Annotated in this window: 11 protein-coding genes; 10 read left to right on the forward strand and 1 reads right to left on the reverse strand. The window is 39.9% G+C overall.

Annotated features, from left to right (window positions below; genetic code table 11):
• The first annotated feature begins 25 nt into the window (after positions 1-25).
• From ACKU4N_RS10145 to ACKU4N_RS10190, 10 genes are all read left to right on the forward strand, one after another.
• On the forward strand, positions 26-1,573 hold the full coding sequence (locus tag ACKU4N_RS10145; RefSeq protein WP_321316146.1) for a 2Fe-2S iron-sulfur cluster-binding protein: 1,548 nt from the start codon (positions 26-28) through the stop codon (positions 1,571-1,573).
• A gap of 98 nt (positions 1,574-1,671) precedes the next feature.
• Complete coding sequence (locus ACKU4N_RS10150) at positions 1,672-2,838, forward strand: beta-alanine-activating enzyme beta-propeller domain-containing protein (protein ID WP_321316147.1); 1,167 nt, start codon at positions 1,672-1,674, stop codon at positions 2,836-2,838.
• A 257-nt stretch (positions 2,839-3,095) separates the two neighbouring features.
• The gene (locus ACKU4N_RS10155) at positions 3,096-3,782 is read left to right on the forward strand and encodes an ABC transporter ATP-binding protein (protein ID WP_321316149.1); all 687 of its coding nucleotides are present in this window, start codon (positions 3,096-3,098) and stop codon (positions 3,780-3,782) included.
• A gap of 96 nt (positions 3,783-3,878) precedes the next feature.
• Positions 3,879-7,172, forward strand: a complete 3,294-nt coding sequence (locus tag ACKU4N_RS10160; protein WP_321316151.1) for an ABC transporter permease — start codon at positions 3,879-3,881, stop codon at positions 7,170-7,172.
• Between the two features lie 104 nt (positions 7,173-7,276).
• Complete coding sequence (locus ACKU4N_RS10165; RefSeq protein WP_321316152.1) at positions 7,277-8,494, forward strand: BamB-related PQQ repeat family beta-propellar protein; 1,218 nt, start codon at positions 7,277-7,279, stop codon at positions 8,492-8,494.
• A gap of 116 nt (positions 8,495-8,610) precedes the next feature.
• On the forward strand, positions 8,611-9,477 hold the full coding sequence (locus tag ACKU4N_RS10170; protein WP_321316154.1) for an ATP-binding protein: 867 nt from the start codon (positions 8,611-8,613) through the stop codon (positions 9,475-9,477).
• Positions 9,478-9,614: 137 nt separating this feature from the next.
• Complete coding sequence (locus tag ACKU4N_RS10175; RefSeq protein WP_321316156.1) at positions 9,615-10,808, forward strand: radical SAM protein; 1,194 nt, start codon at positions 9,615-9,617, stop codon at positions 10,806-10,808.
• A gap of 130 nt (positions 10,809-10,938) precedes the next feature.
• Positions 10,939-12,549 (forward strand): polyprenyl synthetase family protein, encoded by a 1,611-nt coding sequence (locus ACKU4N_RS10180; protein ID WP_321316158.1) that lies wholly within the window; start codon positions 10,939-10,941, stop codon positions 12,547-12,549.
• Positions 12,550-12,689: 140 nt separating this feature from the next.
• A complete protein-coding gene (locus ACKU4N_RS10185; protein ID WP_321316160.1) occupies positions 12,690-13,685 on the forward strand; it encodes a prenyltransferase/squalene oxidase repeat-containing protein in 996 nt (331 codons plus the stop codon).
• A gap of 215 nt (positions 13,686-13,900) precedes the next feature.
• On the forward strand, positions 13,901-15,715 hold the full coding sequence (locus ACKU4N_RS10190) for a prenyltransferase/squalene oxidase repeat-containing protein (protein WP_321316162.1): 1,815 nt from the start codon (positions 13,901-13,903) through the stop codon (positions 15,713-15,715).
• Positions 15,716-15,916: 201 nt separating this feature from the next.
• Here ACKU4N_RS10190 and ACKU4N_RS10195 read toward each other — a convergent pair whose 3' ends face one another.
• Positions 15,917-17,218: an exonuclease domain-containing protein gene (locus ACKU4N_RS10195; protein WP_321316164.1), complete on the reverse strand. Its 1,302-nt coding sequence runs from the start codon at positions 17,216-17,218 to the stop codon at positions 15,917-15,919.
• Positions 17,219-17,311: the final 93 nt, after the last annotated feature.

A 17,311-nucleotide genomic window follows, 5' to 3' on the forward strand; every position in this document is an offset into this window, starting at 1 on the left:
TGTCAGGTCTATAGATAATATAAAGATGCCAAAACTGACAATAGACAATATAGCCATCAATGTTCCCGAAGGAACAACTGTTCTGAATGCCGCACGTTCTATCGGAATTGAGATTCCCAGTATGTGCTATTTCGAGGGATGCAGCAATCATCCTACCTGCATGGTTTGCATGGTGCGAAACAACAAGAATCAGCAAATGCTTCCTTCCTGTGCTACCGTTGCAACCGAAGGAATGGATTTGGCGAGTGATGATGCAGAGGTGTTTGAAGCACGAAAAGAAGCCATCGAATTGTTGTTGAGCGATCATGTTGGCGATTGCGAGGCGCCTTGTCGCGTAGCTTGTCCGGCGTATATGGACATTCCGAAAATGAACAGATTCATTGCAGCGGGTAAATTCGGTGAGGCTTTGAAGATTGTAAAAGAGGAAATTGCTCTTCCGGGGATTTTAGGACACATCTGTTCTGCTCCTTGTGAGAAAGTTTGCCGGCGTAAGGATGTCGATCAGGCGGTTTCCATTTGTCTCTTGAAGCGAATTTCTGCAGATGAAGAGGAGTCTTTCTATTTTCCTGATAAGAGAGAAGCAAGTGGTAAAAAGGTTGCGGTTATTGGTTCCGGTCCGGCCGGATTATCGGCAGCCTATCATTTGGTAAAAGATGGACATGCCTGCGAGCTATTCGAGAAAGAAAATCGCTTGGGAGGAAGTTTGCTTGAATCTATCGAAAAAGGGGACTTGCCTGAAGATATCCTGACAAGGGAAATAGAAATACTAAAACAATTTGGTGTGGTTTTTCTCATCGGTCAAAAAATTGAAAAAGAGAACTGGGAACAGATCAAATCAGGCTTTGATGCTGTAATTCTGGCAACAGGAAGTGGTCTTGAAAATGTGGAGGAATTAGGTTTAAAGTCAGCGAAGGCTGGCTTGTGGGTAGACGACAACACGTTCGCTGCCGATCAGACAGGAATATTTGCTACAGGAAGTGCAATCCGTGCTCAAAAAATGGCGGTAAAAGCGGTTGCTATGGGAAAAGAAACAGCATGGTCGGTAGATGAGTTTTTACGAAATGGAGAAGGGAAAGCAACAAAGCGGGCATTCAATTCACGATTTGGAACACTGCGAAAAGAAGAGCTGAGTGAGTATTTGAAAGAGTCTGTTTCGGGTGATCGTGTGGAGGCAAAATCCGATAAGGGATTTACGAAAGAGGAAGCTATGCAGGAAGCGGCCAGATGTTTGCATTGCGATTGCCGTAAATTGGATAATTGCAAGCTTCGTGTTTGTGCAGACACACATAATGCTGATCGCAGACGGTTTTCATTTGGCGAACGAAACAGTGTGGTGAAGTATTTCGATCATGAAAGGATTATTTACGAACCCGAAAAGTGCATTAAGTGCGGACTTTGTATAGAAATTGCAGGCAAACACAAGGAGGAAACAGGCTTAACCAATATCGGACGGGGATTTACCGTTAAAGTATCGGTACCTTTTAATCAAAGCATTAACAAAGCGTTGACTGTTGCAGCAAAAGAATGTGCAATGGCTTGTCCTACGGGAGCTTTATCGCTTCGCTCCAATTAGGAATTAATAATTAAAGGAGCAATATAAAAGTCCGGAGATCGGCACGCATTTAAAGGAAAGACCTGTCAGAGTCTAAAAAATAGGAGAAGAAATTAAAAATGAAGAAATTTTCACATCTCATATCTCGCATCTCACATCTTGTCAGGCGACGAGTCAATTCAATAATACTTCTGCTGTTATTGATTTTATCTGCATCAATTTCATCTTATAGTCAAAACAAACACAATTGGCTCTCGTTTCGTGGCAATTCAAGCCTTACGGGGATTACAGATGCCAATGTTCCAAAAGCACCCAAACTACTTTGGTCATATAAAACAGGCGATGCCATTAAATCATCACCCGTTATTAGCAATGGGAACATATTTGTTGGTTCTAATGATGGGAAATTGTACGCAATTTCGAAAACAGGTGAACTAAAATGGAAGTTCGATGCCAAAACATCGGTGGAAGCCTCGCCATTATATTTGGATGGAAGCGTGTATTTCGGATCATTGGAAGGAATTTTTTACTGCTTGAATGCCACTGGTGGGGAGCTGAGATGGAAGTACGCCACCGATGGTCAGATTTCGGGATCAGCCACTTGGTTCTGCGATAAATTGAGTAAACAGAAGAAGATTTTATTCGGAAGCTACGACTTTAATCTGCATTGTGTTGATGCAAAATCAGGCCAACTGCAATGGAAGTATGAATCTGATAATTACATCAATGGTGCTGCGTCCTGCAATGGTGAAATTGCCGTGTTTGGTGGTTGCGATGGTTTTCTGCATCAAGTGGATGTGAAAACCGGAAAGGCGAAAAACAAATTGGATATTGCCACCTACATCGCCTCATCGGTTGCGTTGGATGGGAATCAGGCTTATTTCGGAAATCACGATGGCGAATTTTTCTGTGTGGATTACGCTAAAAATCAGGTGAAATGGAAGAAAGAGGGAGCGGTTTCCTATTTGGCTTCTCCTTCGGTCTCGGCCGATCAGGTAATTATTGGCGCTGAAAACCGGCAGGTTTACTGTTTCGATAAAGAAAACGGGAACATTCAATGGCAATTCCAAACCAAAAATAAAATAGAAGCGTCGCCTGTAATTGCTGGTAATTCGGTAGTTATAGGCTCAGGAGATGGCCGAATATATGTATTGGATCGGAAAACCGGTCAGCAAATCTGGTCCTACGAAATCGGCAGAGCCATTGTTGGAACGCCTGCTGTGGTGGAAGGGATGATTGTTGTTGCCTGCATGGATGGAAGCATTTATGCTTTTGGTGAAAAATAAAAAAGCGCTGAAAGCCCTGAGAAGAGAGGGCACTTATGCGAAGGGCGACCATTTTATGCGAAAGGAGCCTTACTTTATTTGAAGGAAAACGATTTTATACTGATGGGAAGTAAAATACATCGAAGGACAAGTTGATTTCAACGAAGCAGGAACTGCATAGAACGAAAAAATGCTGAATAGTAGAGCAAAGATTGATATTTTAAGACCTGACAGGTTTTAAAAACCTGTCAGGTCTGGAACTAAATTAGGAAAATGATATGATTATAGAACTAAAGAACATCACCAAATATTACCAAAACGCTGGCAGTACTGAGAAAAGAATCATATTGGATGATCTTTCTCTGGCTATCGAAAAGGGAGAATCTATCGCCATTGTTGGTCCATCCGGCTCGGGTAAAAGTACATTGCTGAATGTGATTAGTTCTTTGGATACAGCCAATTCGGGCAGTGTAATTTTCGACGGGGAAGATTTATCGAAGAAAAATGAGAAGGAATTGGCCAACTTTCGCAATCAGAATCTGGGTTTTGTTTTTCAGTCGCATCACTTACTGCCTCAGTTGAATCTGATTGAGAATGTTTTGCTGCCTTTTATCCCCGTAAAGGATAAAAAGCAGAAGCAGGAAGCTGAAAAAAGGGCCTTGGAGCTTTTGGATTTTGTTGGATTATCGGAATTGATTTACCAGCGTCCGGGACAAATGTCGGGCGGAGAGTGTCAGCGCACAGCAGTGGTTCGTGCCTTAATTCATCAGCCAAATCTGCTTCTTGCCGATGAACCAACCGGTTCGCTGGATAAAAAAGCGGCAGAGCAATTGGGCGATTTATTGGTGAGTATCAACGAGAAACAAGGTGTTTCGCTAGTTATAGTAACTCACTCTATGGATTTGGCCAAAAAGATGAAGAAGATTTATCAATTGGAAGATGGAAAACTTCATTTGAGCACTTAGTAACTAGTCATTAGTAATGATACTTAAGCAAATAATGATAAAGGAAATTATATAAAGGCTTACCAGCGACTATGTGCTAAACACTATGTACTAAAAATGACAATCTTAAAATACATCATCAAAAGCCTCTGGTACTTCAGAAAGCAGCATTTTGCCGTCTTTTTGGGGACAATTGTGAGTACAGCAGTACTTACAGGAGCATTAATTATTGGTGATTCGGTAAAATACAGCTTGCACGATCTGGTCAACCTTCGTTTGGGCCAGGTGGAATATGCCATGCCTGCAGGCGATCGGTATGTTCGTGCCGAATTGGCAAAAGAGATTCAGGCAGATTTAAATGGGAATGCAGCTGCTCTTTTGCAGGTGAAAGGAATTGCAATTCAACCAGAAAAACAGACTCGTACGAACAATATTCAGGCTTATGGGCTTGATCAGGAATTTTGGAAATTCTCTTCTGCTGAGCAAATTGACTTGAAAGATGGCGAAGCTGCTGTAAGTTCGAATCTGGCAGATAAAATGAGCCTGAAAATTGGTGATGAATTTCTGTTACGAGTTGAAAAGGGGAGTTTGATTCCCGCCAATGCTCCTTTTGTTTCCGATGAGGATCAGACAATCGCTTTGCGGGTAAAGGTAAAAGCCATTGCCGGAGATCAGGAACTGGGTCGCTTTAGCCTAAAAAACAATCAGGTTGCACCATACAATGTTTTTCTTTCCAGAGATTATCTGGCCAAAGAAATGGAACTGGAAGGACGGGCAAATCTTTTACTGGCAAGTTCTGCAGGCGAATCTGTGCTTTCCTTACCTGAGGTAGAAGGCAGTTTAAAAAAGAACTGGAATGTGAAAGATGCCGGTCTTGAAATTCGTTTGGTTAAAGGAAAAGATCAGTTGGAATTGGTTTCGGATCGGGTATTTATCGATACTCCAATTTCAGATGAGCTGGAGAAAATCGAAATCAATAAGCAATCTCTTCTCACTTATTTTGTGAACCGAATCAGCAGTAAGGATAAAGAAACGCCTTATTCGTTTGTATCTGCCATTAATGGTGATTCACGTTTGTCAAATCTGTCTGATGGGGAAATTAGTATCAATCAGTGGTTGGCTGATGATATCCAGGCTAAGGCAGGCGATACAATTTCTCTGGATTATTTTGTAATTGGCGCTTTGCGGGCTCTTAAAGAGCAGAAGCAGACATTTGTAGTGAAGGAAGTATTGCCTTTGGATAGTGATTTGCTGGATCAATCAATGATGCCGTCCTTTCCGGGATTATCAGATGCAGGAAGTTGTAACGACTGGGAAGCCGGTGTTCCTGTTGATTTTTCAAAAATCCGTCCGAAAGACGAAGACTACTGGAAGAAATACAAAGGAACTCCTAAAGCATTTATTTCCCCGGCAAAAGCAGTCGGATTGTGGAGCAATAAATATGGAAAATATACTGCGATCCGATTTAATGAAAAGGAATTGGATCAGAAAGAATTAGAGAAACTCATACTTTCGGTGATAAGCCCTAAATCACTTAATTTGAGTTTTGTATCTGTTCGTAATGCAGGTGTTTCGGCAGCAGATAACATGGTCGATTTTGGAGAGTTGTTCTTAAGTCTTAGCTTTTTCATCATATTCGCAGGAATCCTTTTAACCATCCTAATTTATTCTCTAAATCTCGACAGCAGAAGTCAGGAAAATGGAATTCTTCTGGGTTTGGGCTTCCCTAAATCTCAAATACTGCGAATCAGAATTTATGAGTCATTAGTAACCTTAGTTATTGGAGGATTTGTCGGTGTTTTAGGAGGCATTTTATACAACCATCTGCTTTTAAAAGCTTTGAATTCGGTGTGGACTGATGTAGTTCGTACCAATATGTTGAATGTTCATCTGCGCGGAACGACATTGTTTACCGGTTTTGCAATAGGTCTTGTGGTTGCAATGCTGTGCATTTGGTTGGTGACCCGTAAAAAGCTAAAGAAAACAGCAAGCAATTTAATTCAGAATACAACCGATGAAAATATCTCTGCTAAAGGCAGTCGTATTTCAAAATTGATCGCATTGATCTCTATTCTTGGTGCTGCAGCTATGATTACGTATGCATTTGCATCCTCATTAGAGCAAAATGCGGAGCTATTGCTGTCTGCAGGAGGCTTGTTCATGATCGGAGCCTGTGCTTTTGTACATATGTACCTGCAAAAATTGAGTTCAACCAGAAGTAGTAAAACACCATCTTTGCTGCAACTGGCTATGAAGAACAGTGCTCGCAATAGCAAAAGAAGTCTGGCAAGTGTCGCATTATTGGCACTGGGCACGTTCTCGGTTCTGATTACAGGAGCCAACCGAAAAACTTTTTTCGGTACCGAAAATGCGAATCAATCGGGTACAGGTGGTTATGAATATTGGATGGAGACCACAATGCCTGTCTTGTTTGATTTAAATACAGATCAAGGCCAGGAAAAACTTGGGTTTTGGGAAGGTGATCTCGATTCCACCACACAATTTGTACAGTTCAGAGCCTTGGAAGGTGATGATGCCAGTTGCCTGAATCTTAATCAGGTTCAGAAACCAGGAATATTAGGATTTGACCCCATATTATTCGATAGGAAGGATGCATTTTCATTTGCAAAACTTGCTGGTAATGTGAATTCTGAGCATCCGTGGCAGGTTTTAAATGAGGATATGGGAACAGATGTGATTCCTGCTTTCGCAGATCAGACAGTTATTGTTTGGGGATTGAAAAAAGCAGTTGGTGATACTTTGATCTATCAAAATGAATTTGGGAAAGACATCAAATTGGTACTTCTGGGAGGTTTGAACAATTCCATCTTTCAGGGCAATATTTTGATCTCTGATCATCAGTTTCAAAAACACTTTCCATCAATTAGTGGATCAAAAGTATTATTGGTTGAATTACAGGGTAATACGGATGATCAGTTGATGCAGAAGTTTGAAAATAACTTGCAGGATTTGGGGGTTTCAGGAATGAAAACATCCGATCGTTTGGCTGCCTTCTATTCGGTTGAAAACACCTACTTAAGCATGTTTATGTTTCTGGGAGGCTTGGGTGTAATCATCGGAACCATAGGCTTGGGAATCGTTCTGATGCGAAACATCATGGAACGGAAAAAGGAATTGGCTTTACTTTCTGCAATCGGTTATCAGCAAAACAGCCTTTTTAAACTGCTGTTTTACGAGAATTTATTTTTGCTGCTGGTGGGATTGTGCTGTGGATTAGGTGCTGCACTAATTGGTGTGCTTCCATCACTATTATCACCGTCATTTCATATGCCGGTTGGATATATTTTGGCATTGCTGTTCGGTATTTTAATCAGTGGATTGATATGGATTTGGATTCCTGCACGGCAAATCAAAAAATACAATATCGTTGAATCATTAAAGAATGAATAAAATTAAAACTAACCCAATGAAACGTCCATGTTACCTCTTTCTAAACCAAGTGAGATGATTGATATGGTAAGTTCCATATGACAAAAACTTAAAATTATAATCATATGAAAAATTTAAGCATTCTAATTATTGCCGTACTCTTGTTTGCTTGTAATACCAAGCAGAAAAAAGTGAGTGAATGGAGAGGTGAGAACCGTTCCGGTATTTATAATGAAACCAATTTATTGCAGGAATGGCCGGAAGAAGGACCTTCTGTACTTTGGGATATTGAAGGTGTTGGAAATGGCTATGGTTCGCCGGTTATCAGTGAAAATACGATGTATTTAAATGGTGAAATTGATAGCCTTGCATACCTGATTGCTCTTGATCTGCAAGGAAAAATTTTATGGAAAACTGAATTTGGTAAAGATTGGATGAAGAATTTTATTGGTAGTCGTTCAACGCCAACCGTGGTAGATGATTTGGTATATGTAGCCTCAGGAATGGGTGATATTGCTTGTATTAAAGCTGAATCAGGTGAATTGAAGTGGAAAGTGAATATGTTGGAAAAATATGAAGGTAAGAATACCCGTTTTGGATATTCACAATCTTTATTGGTTGATGATGATTTGGTTTTTGCATCACCAGGTGGAGAGGAAAATAACATTATTGCATTAAATCGATTTACCGGTGAAATGGTTTGGGCCAATCCTGGAATTGGACAAGTTCCTTCTTATTGCTCTCCTTTATTGTTGGAATTTCCATCCCGAAAAGTTTTGGTAACTTTTTCGTACAATGCCTTAATGGGTATCGAATCGCAAACAGGTAAATTATTGTGGACGGAACTGCAGGATACGATTTGTGATGTTAATGGAAACACTCCAATTTTTGAAGATTCTTATTTGTATTACGTTACCGGATGTGGCAATGGAACCGTGAAAATGAAGCTTTCTGAAGATGGAAGTCAAATCACGGAAGTATGGAGAAATAAAGATTTAGACAATATTATGGGAGGTGCTGTAAAATTAAATGGCAAAATCATTGCATCGGGTCAGCGCAAAAAAGTTTGGAAAAGTGTTGATGCCGAAACTGGTGAGACAAAAGACAGCTTGGATTTTGGACGTGGATCTACAATTGCCGCTGATGGCATGTTATATTGTTACAACGAAAAAGGTGAGGTTGGTTTGGTAAAAGTAACACCTGAAAGTATGGAGTTGGTAAGTGAATTTAAAGTAACCAAAGGAACCAAAGAGCATTTTGCTCAACCGGTAATCAACAAGGGTGTTTTATACATCCGTCATGGCGATGCTCTGTTGGCATATGATATTAAGAAGAAGATTTAATGAGGTAAGAGTCAATAGGAAATGAGTGAAATTGCAAATTGTTTTTTCTCAAATCTCATTTCTAATATCTTAGATCTTGTTGATTTAGAAGGAAAAATTACAAATTAGGAAGAAAAATGAGCAAACAAATATTTATTTGCGGGTGCGAGAAGGATGGGAAGATCGAAAAATCTTCGGTTCAGAAGTTGATTAGCACTCTGGAAGATAGGAATATAGCTTATACCTATATCGAGGACATGTGTGGTACGATTTTGAAGAGCCCGGATGATTTGGAAAGTTTGTACAATGCAAAAGATGCTATTGTTTTTGGTTGTCAGACTCGTGCGATGAAACATTTAGTGGACAATTCAGGACGAAACGCAGATGGGAATGGCACAGAATATCATCATGTGGAGGAAGAAGGTAGGGATGAGCTTATTTCAGCATTGGAATCGAATACCGGAGCAGCTTTAAAAATCAAGTATTCTGATTCTTGGAAACCATGGTATCCGGTAATTGATTACGAGCGTTGCAACGGATGCCGCAAATGCCTGAACTTTTGTTTGTTTAGTGTATATTCTGTTGAGGATGACGGAACTGTTGTGGTTTCAGCTTCGGCGAATTGTAAGGATATGTGTCCTGCCTGTGCCCGTGTTTGTCCTCAGAATGCAATTATTTTCCCAAAGCACGCCGAAAGTCCAATAGATGGTGGCGAAGGTGATGGTACCGAAAATGAAAAGACAGATATTCTGGAACAAATTCAGAACGATGATGTTTATTCTGTTTTAAGTGCCCGCAGAAAGAATTTTCAGGTTTCCTTGCTGAAAAAAGATCAGTTCAAAATGGCGGAAGAGGAGCGCCGGGCTTGCTGCAGTGGAGCTGATAAAAAAGAGGAAGAAAAGAAAGCCGGAAAATGTGACTGTGACTGCAATTGTAAAGATGACCCGGAAAGTAATTGCGGCTGTGATTGCAAGGATGGTGATTCAAGTTCGTGTTGCTGTTAAAAATAGTAACTGCTTGTTGGTAAATGGTAATTAGTTAAAAAATGGTTTGTGTCAAATTATTTTGTTCCAATCACCAACAACTATGTGCTAATAACCAACGGCTGTGTACTAATTACTCTGAACTAAATACTAAATAAATGCTATTTGCTCTAGGAACAAGAATACTAAAACAGGTGGATGCCCGATTGCTTTGGAAACTTGGCTGTAATTTGGGATGGAAGGGAATGAAAGCAGTTTCGAAACACAAGAAAAGACTGAAGAAAGGTGAGCTGTATCCTGCTTTCATGATGATTTCGATTACTGATAATTGCAATCTAAATTGTCAGGGTTGTTGGGTAACAATTAACAATCAATCCAAAGGAATGGATATGGAAACTCTCAACAATATCATTGTTTCCAGTAAAAAGAAAGGCTCTTACTTTTTTGGATTACTGGGAGGAGAACCTTTAATGTATCCTCATTTAATGGAGGTGATTGAACGGCATCCCGATTGTTATTTTCAGATGTTTACCAATGGTACTTTACTGACTGATGAAGTGGCGCAAAAGCTTCGGAAACTGGGGAATGTATCACCCTTAATTAGTGTGGAAGGTCTGCAGGATGTGAGTGATATAAGAAGAGGAGCCAATAATGTATATGGCAGAACCATGACAGGAATTGAGGCTTCTACCAGAAATAAATTATTCACCGGAGTAGCTACAAGCGTATGCAAGTCTAATTTTAAGGATTTGGTGAACGAGGAATTTGTGAATTCCTGCATCAAAAAAGGAATTCACTACCTGTGGTTTTACATTTATCGTCCGGTTGGTGAACGTCCAACTACAGATTTGGCTTTGTCTGAGGAAGAGATTTTGGAATTACGTCAATTTATGGTTGATATCCGGGTGAAAGCTCCTTTGATGATTATCGATACGTATTGGGATGAGAAAGGGCAAGCCATATGTCCCGGAGCTTTGGGATTGTCGCATCATATTAACCCTTACGGAGATATCGAATTTTGTCCGCCAATTCAATTTGCAGGCGAAACGGTTGGCGATGGATCCGATATTGCCAATATCATCGAGAATTCGAAATTTATAGGAGGCATGCGAAAAGGCATCAACGACTGTACTCAAGGATGTATTTTATTGGATAATCCGCAGGAATTGCACAACATTCTAAAAAATGTAAATGCCTATGATTCATCGAAAAGGAATGCCTCATTTAAAGAATTAAATAAGATGAAGCCTTGTGCAGGTCATCACATACCAGGAAAAGAAATTCCAGAGAAAAGTTGGGTTTATCGATTTGCAAAAAAGCATTCTTTCTTTGGCTTTGGAGCATACGGATAGGCGAATTAGGAATTAATAATTACGAATTAAAAATATTGCAGTTTTTAAAGTCCTTCTCCTTTAGGAGAGGGATTTAGGGTGAGGTTCTAAACCTTGCTAATTGTTAACTGATCACTGTTAATTGTAAAAAATGATTTTAAAAAACAACCAGCTAAATATAAGCTTAGGAAACGATTTGCCTCAGCATCCTGAAAAGTTGAAGCAGATTCGTGATTTGATCAGAGATTACGCTGCTGAATGCGAATTGATACCGCCTTTGCAGGAAGAGGAAGTCATTTTTCATTCCGGTGAATTGATCAGCAAGCATCCCGAGTTGTTTTTGTATCAAAAACTTTTGGCTGTAATGATTAACAATTATGCATGGAGTCATATTGTTGCCGGAATTCCTTTTAACCGCAGAATTCTTTTATTGCCTAAGTGCATTAGTCACTCTACTCAATGTCCGGCAAAGTACGATGAGCTAGGCTTACTTTGTGAGCAATGCGGTCGCTGCGATTTGGCTGAAATCATTTCTCAGGCTGATGAATTGGCCTATCACACCATTGTTACTGAAGGAACTACTTCTGCTAGTTTACTTTTATCTTCAGGTCAGGTAGAATGTGTGATTGGTGTAGGTTGCCTGCATTCTTTCGAGCGTTCGTTTCCGTTGGCAGTAAAAGAGGCTGTTCCATCTCTTGCAATTCCTTTGTACAATAATAATTGTAAGGATTCTAAAGTGGATAAAATCTGGTTGGATGAAGTGCTTTCCATGCGCAGTGAAACAAATTGGAAAGGATGGATTGATCTGGATTCCATAAAATCAGTAGTAAAAGATTGGTTTTCAACAACTCAATTAAAGTCTCTTTTTGGACAGGATGATGATACTGTGGATATTGCAGTTCGTTGGATGGAGACAGATGGAAAACGCTGGCGACCGATTATCATGCTTGCGGTTTATAATGCTTTAAGCGGAGATACCTGTGAATATGACGAAACGATTCAAAAATTGGCCGTTTCCATAGAATGTTTTCACAAGGCTTCCTTGATTCATGATGATATTGCTGATGAAGATGATGAGAGATACGGAAAACCAGCTCTTCATAAGGAATATAATATTCCTGTGGCCTTGAATGTGGGAGATTTATTGTTAGGTTTTGGTTATCAGTTAATCGCTGAATCGGAGGCAAAACACATTCGAAAATTATTAAAAATTGCTGCTTACGGACATCGGGATTTGTCGCTGGGACAAGGAGAGGAGCTATTGTGGAGAAACCATGAGAAACTGCTTTCACAGGAAGAGATTCTGCGTATTTTTAGCAACAAAACTTCTCCCGCATTTGAAGTGGCACTGCAATTCGGCGCAATTTTAGCAGATGCTGATGAAGCTGTTTTAAATATTATATCGGAGTATAGCAAGGCTTTGGGTATCGCATATCAAATTAATGATGATTTGGATGATTTCAGGCAAAAAAGGATCGTCAGTGGATTTAATACCGTTCAGCCATCATTGGTTTCAACTCTTTTAAACCAAAAGCATCCGGAAAAAATGCAGGAATGGTTCGAACGAACCCAAAATGGAGATGAAAGCATCAATACAGAGTTTTTACAATGGTCTGAGACCAAACAGGCAATGAAGGAGGCTGAAGAAATGCTGAATATTTACAAGCGAAATGCTCTGAAAGCCTTACGATCATTAAATAATCCAACATTGAAAATATTATTGACCCGTCTGGTGAATCGGATTGTTCCGGAGAATTCATAAACCCCCAACCCCCTAAAGGGGGCTATTGACTTACGAATTGTATTTTTAAAAGTCCCCTTCAGGGGATTTAGGGGTAAAAAATAAGTAGAATTCAGTATTGTTTTAAGTACTAATTACTCTTAAACAGCAAAACTTAAAAGATGTTCCAAAATAAGCAAATCACTAAAAGCTGCAATCAATTCATACTCGAAGCACTTCTAAAATCAACAGAAGTACTAAGCGATGACGCACAAAATCAGATAAAATCCTTTTTGGGTTCTCAGAAAAGCGAAGCGGGTGGATTTATGGATCGAGCCGGAAAGGCAGATCTGTATTATTCGGTGTTTGGTTATACTTTGTCCCTGATTTTAGATGTTAAACTGGATGTTTTGGAAGAACGAAAATATCTAAAAAGGATAAAACAAGAAGAAAACCTGGATTTTGTACATTCAATGTGTTTTGTTCGATGCGATTTCTTGCTGCATCTGATTGATTTGCAGCAAAGATCCAGATTGTCTGCTTCTAAATTCCTGACCATTAGTTTTGCTAAAGATCTAATTCTTGGAAAAGTATTGAAATCATTGAGAATTAATTGCTCTGCATTATTATGGGAATTGGAGGAATATTTAGCAAGCGACAGCGGATACAATCACAACAAAAAAGGTGCAGCCAAATCTACCATTTACGCAAATTATCTGATGTGGACCCTTTATCAGGACTTGCAAACCGAGCAGGACGTTTTGGATGAAATAACAGATGCAAATAGATCATTGAGAGCTGAAAACGGCTCATTTGCCAATGAAGAGAACAGCATTGATGGTGTGACTTCCTCCACTGCGGCCGGACTGATTATGAGTTCAACCAGTGAGTTGGAAGAAATGCTGAAAACAAAGGACTGGTTGAAACAAATGCTCACCAAACGCGGAGGTTTTAAGGCCGCAGAAGGTGTTCCTATTGCTGATTTGTTATCTACCTCAACCGCCTTGCTTGCTTTGCAGCTAACGGGAGAAAATATGCAGGATTATGCCGAAAATTCCGTAAATTTCATCAATCTGCACTGGGACGAGTCCGGCGGGTTTTTCGGCAGTATTGCTGATATGACCTGTGATGTGGAGTATACCTACTATGCGCTTTTGGGTTTAGGGGTACTTTCTTAAGTTATGAGTTATGAGTTATGAGTTATGAGTTATGAGTTGCGGATTTCATTGTGATCCCGGGGAACCGGAGAATCTGTCGAATCTGAAGAGATCCTTCACTTTGTGCAGGATGACATGATAGAAAGTAATGATTTGCTCATCAGTGGTTTGTTCAAGCCTGAAGGTGCTTAGATTTGAATGTTTAAAATTTTTGTTACTTGATACTTATATGAAAAATGATTCCCAACTACGACAACATACAATCCCTCAAACAAAAACTGGATGACCACATCATTTCTCTTCGAAATGAGAAGGGATTTTGGGATGGCAGGTTGTCAAGTAGTGCCTTATCAACGGCAATTGCGGTATTTGCATTGTGGAAGTACGATCCGAAGAAATACAATTTCCATATTCAAAAAGGATTAAACTGGTTGGTGAACAATTCCAATTTAGACGGCGGATGGGGCGATACCATTCGAAGCAAAAGTAACTTGAGCACAACACTTTTAACCTGGGCTTGTCTTTCCATTGTGAAAAATGATCCTAATTATGCAGATTGCATTCACAATGCTGAAAATTGGCTGACTGATCGATTGAAAAAGCTGGATCCCGAATCAATAAGTACCGCTATTCTCAATCATTATCAGAAAGATCAGACCTTTTCGGTTCCTATTTTGGCCATGTGTGCGTTATCCGGCAGACTGGGAGAGAAAGGCTGGGATTTGGTTCCGCAACTGCCTTTTCAGATGGCGGTACTTCCGGATCGTTTGTTCAAAATCCTGAATCTTTCTGTTGTAAGTTATGCCATTCCGGCTTTGATAGCTATTGGATTGGTGAAATCAGTAAATACCAAAGCAAGCAAACCCATTGCTAGTTTAAATAAATCGGTGAAAGCAAAGGTGTTGAAGGTACTGGCAGAAAAGCAACCTGATAACGGAGGCTTTTTAGAGGCTGCACCGCTAACAGGATTCGTTCTCATGAGTTTGGTGGGATCGGGAGAGAAAGAGCTTGAGATTTGCTCTAAAGCGTCTGATTTCTTGAGTAAATCCATTCGGGAGGATGGAAGCTGGCCGATTGATACACATTTGGCCACTTGGGTAAGTTCCTTGTCGGTAAATGCATTGGATGATGAGAATTTAGCAGGTTTGCCCGAAATGGAGAAGACAGTGAACTATTTTCTTGATCAGCAACTGAAGGCAACACATCCTTTTACCAAAGCAGAACCGGGTGGTTGGGCATGGACCCACCTTCAAGGCGGAGTGCCGGATGCTGATGATACTTCAGGAGTGTTGGTTGCCTTGCATTGCGTGAAAGGGTTTCAGGACATTCCAAAGAAAGTGGTAGAAGACGGAATAAACTGGCTGCTGAAAATGCAGAATTCGGATGGAGGAATGCCTACATTCTGCAAAGGATGGGGGAAATTGCCTTTTGATTGCTCTTGTCCTGATATTACTGCTCATGCCATGAAAGCACTTGCTCTTTGGAGCAAGGAATTGGATCCTGAATTAAAATTAAAAGTTCATTCCTGTTTCAGAAAAGCCTGGCGGTATATAAAATCAACACAGCAAGAGGATGGTTCCTGGCTGCCACTATGGTTTGGGAACGAAGATGATGCAAAACATCACAATCCGGTGTATGGAACTTCCATTGTTTTGTATTCCTTAACCTGCATTGAATCAGTATGTATATTCGGATTAGGTGAAGTGAAAATTAAAGCAGTTGATTTTCTTCTTTCTACTCAGAATGAGGATGGTGGATGGGGCGGAAATGCTTCGCTGATTTCTACAATTGAAGAAACTTCACTGGCGATTAGAGCCTTGAGTAGCACAGATAATTGGCCGCAAATATGTAAGGGGATGAATTGGCTGCAGCAAAATTTACCCAATGATTTATCAGAAATTAAAGCCACACCTATCGGACTTTATTTTGCTTCCCTTTGGTATTTCGAGGATATGTACCCTCTGGTATTTGCCAGCTCTGCGCTAAAAGAGATTTTAGAATCATCTGCTCTCCAAAAAGAAATGGTAAATACATTGGTTGAGAAGTCCTGACAGCGTTTTCTCAACCTGTCAGCATTTTGTTTATAGGAAAGTCATTATAGAAACCTGCACGGCAAAGAACTGATCTATTTTAAACACCCCTCTGTTCTTCGGATATCTCCCCTGAAAAGGGAGAATTCTAGCTAATAAGGTTATGGCTATAGTGGGTTTGATAATTGATGCCTTACAGTGGTTTTAATTTGTAATTCCTAATTATTCATTACAATCTACAGCCACTCCAATCATCTCCCAAAAAATCTTTTCATCCATTACATTTACATGATATTCCATGGCTTTTCTGTTCTTGCGGCCTTTTGCCGAGAAAGAATCTACCTGAGCGGTAATCAGGTAATCAACATTTTTGGAGACTACACGTTTTACGATCAAACCACGCTCTTTTACCAATTGCTGCGCCAATTCACGGTCGATACGTTGTCCGTTTATTTTGCAATTTAAATGACCGGAGAAACAAACACTTTTTCCTTTTAATGATTTTAGCTGCTTTTGAACGCCTGGAGTAGTGATTTGGATCTTAGTCCTTTCATATTCTATCAACAATTTCAGATCCTTTGGCAGAATGCACAGCAATTCAGAAACCAGATTTATATCTTCCATTTCGGTATTGGTCAAAATCTCATCGAGCAGGTAAATTCGAATTAACTTTCGCAAATATTCCTCATGAATTTCCATGACCTGATCTTTGGATAGTTTGTAATCCGAAGCCAGTTCTACCAATGAAACGATTTCTCTTTCGCTAAGAATACGATCGGCAAGTGCACGGTCCAGAACGTTTAAATATTGACGTACAGGCACTGAATCTCCGGCATTGGATGTCAATCGGTTTAATAGGTCGTAAAGTCTCGTTTTTTGAATATTTGCAATGTTTCTTGCCTCTTTGCGCTTGATGAAAATATTACGTTCTTTCGGACAATCTTCAATAGTAATAACAAATAGAAAGTCTTTTACAAAATCTTCGATTTCAAATTGCTGATTGTATAGGTTTTTAAGGATAGAGAAAAGCTTTGCTGTTGCCAATGAATCAGCTTTAGCGGTATGTCGTTCTGATAAATCGATGTCGTAATAAGTACATAGCTGTTCCAGGCGGCGCAAGCCAGATTCAGGAGCAACCAAATTAGCCAATTTTAGGGTGCAGATGCCTTTAAAATCAGTAAGTTCTCCATTTAATGCAGGTTGTAAAAAACGGATGGCAAAATCGAGGTCGTGAGCAACTAGTGTTTTGCCGTTTAAGCGGGACAAAATATCCGGTGCAATTTCGGAAATGGAAGGTGCATTTTTTACCATTTCATCCGTAATGCCATGAATCTGGAAACCTTCAATATCTTTTCCGGGGTGAACCAATGTTTCGTAACTATCGAGAAGCTCGCCGTTCCAATTTACAGTTTGAATGGCCAGTTCGATTAAATGATCGCCGTGTTGAGGTGAAATACCAGTAGTTTCCAGTGAAATAACGGCAAATTGATGTTTGTAAAGTTCCAGTATCGGATCGCTTGTCATGGGTTGATTTGGCTTAGTTTTTTTTGATTGGTAACAAATATAATATTATTGAATAAATTATGACGGGAATTATGAGTTATGAATGAGAAATTA

The sequence above is a fragment of the Labilibaculum sp. genome, from assembly GCF_963664555.1.
Classification (GTDB): Bacteria; Bacteroidota; Bacteroidia; order Bacteroidales; family Marinifilaceae; genus Labilibaculum.

Excerpts from the sequence above, each read along its gene's own strand:
- ACKU4N_RS10160 (WP_321316151.1), top strand. The coding sequence starts at position 3,879 with ATGACAATCTTAAAATACATCATCAAAAGCCTCTGGTACTTCAGAAAG.
- ACKU4N_RS10175 (WP_321316156.1), top strand. The coding sequence starts at position 9,615 with ATGCTATTTGCTCTAGGAACAAGAATACTAAAACAGGTGGATGCCCGA.
- ACKU4N_RS10150 (WP_321316147.1), top strand. The coding sequence starts at position 1,672 with ATGAAGAAATTTTCACATCTCATATCTCGCATCTCACATCTTGTCAGG.
- ACKU4N_RS10155 (WP_321316149.1), top strand. The coding sequence starts at position 3,096 with ATGATTATAGAACTAAAGAACATCACCAAATATTACCAAAACGCTGGC.
- ACKU4N_RS10170 (WP_321316154.1), top strand. The coding sequence starts at position 8,611 with ATGAGCAAACAAATATTTATTTGCGGGTGCGAGAAGGATGGGAAGATC.
- ACKU4N_RS10185 (WP_321316160.1), top strand. The coding sequence starts at position 12,690 with ATGTTCCAAAATAAGCAAATCACTAAAAGCTGCAATCAATTCATACTC.
- ACKU4N_RS10165 (WP_321316152.1), top strand. The coding sequence starts at position 7,277 with ATGAAAAATTTAAGCATTCTAATTATTGCCGTACTCTTGTTTGCTTGT.
- ACKU4N_RS10190 (WP_321316162.1), top strand. The coding sequence starts at position 13,901 with ATGATTCCCAACTACGACAACATACAATCCCTCAAACAAAAACTGGAT.
- ACKU4N_RS10145 (WP_321316146.1), top strand. The coding sequence starts at position 26 with ATGCCAAAACTGACAATAGACAATATAGCCATCAATGTTCCCGAAGGA.
- ACKU4N_RS10180 (WP_321316158.1), top strand. The coding sequence starts at position 10,939 with ATGATTTTAAAAAACAACCAGCTAAATATAAGCTTAGGAAACGATTTG.
- ACKU4N_RS10195 (WP_321316164.1), bottom strand. The coding sequence starts at position 17,218 with ATGACAAGCGATCCGATACTGGAACTTTACAAACATCAATTTGCCGTT.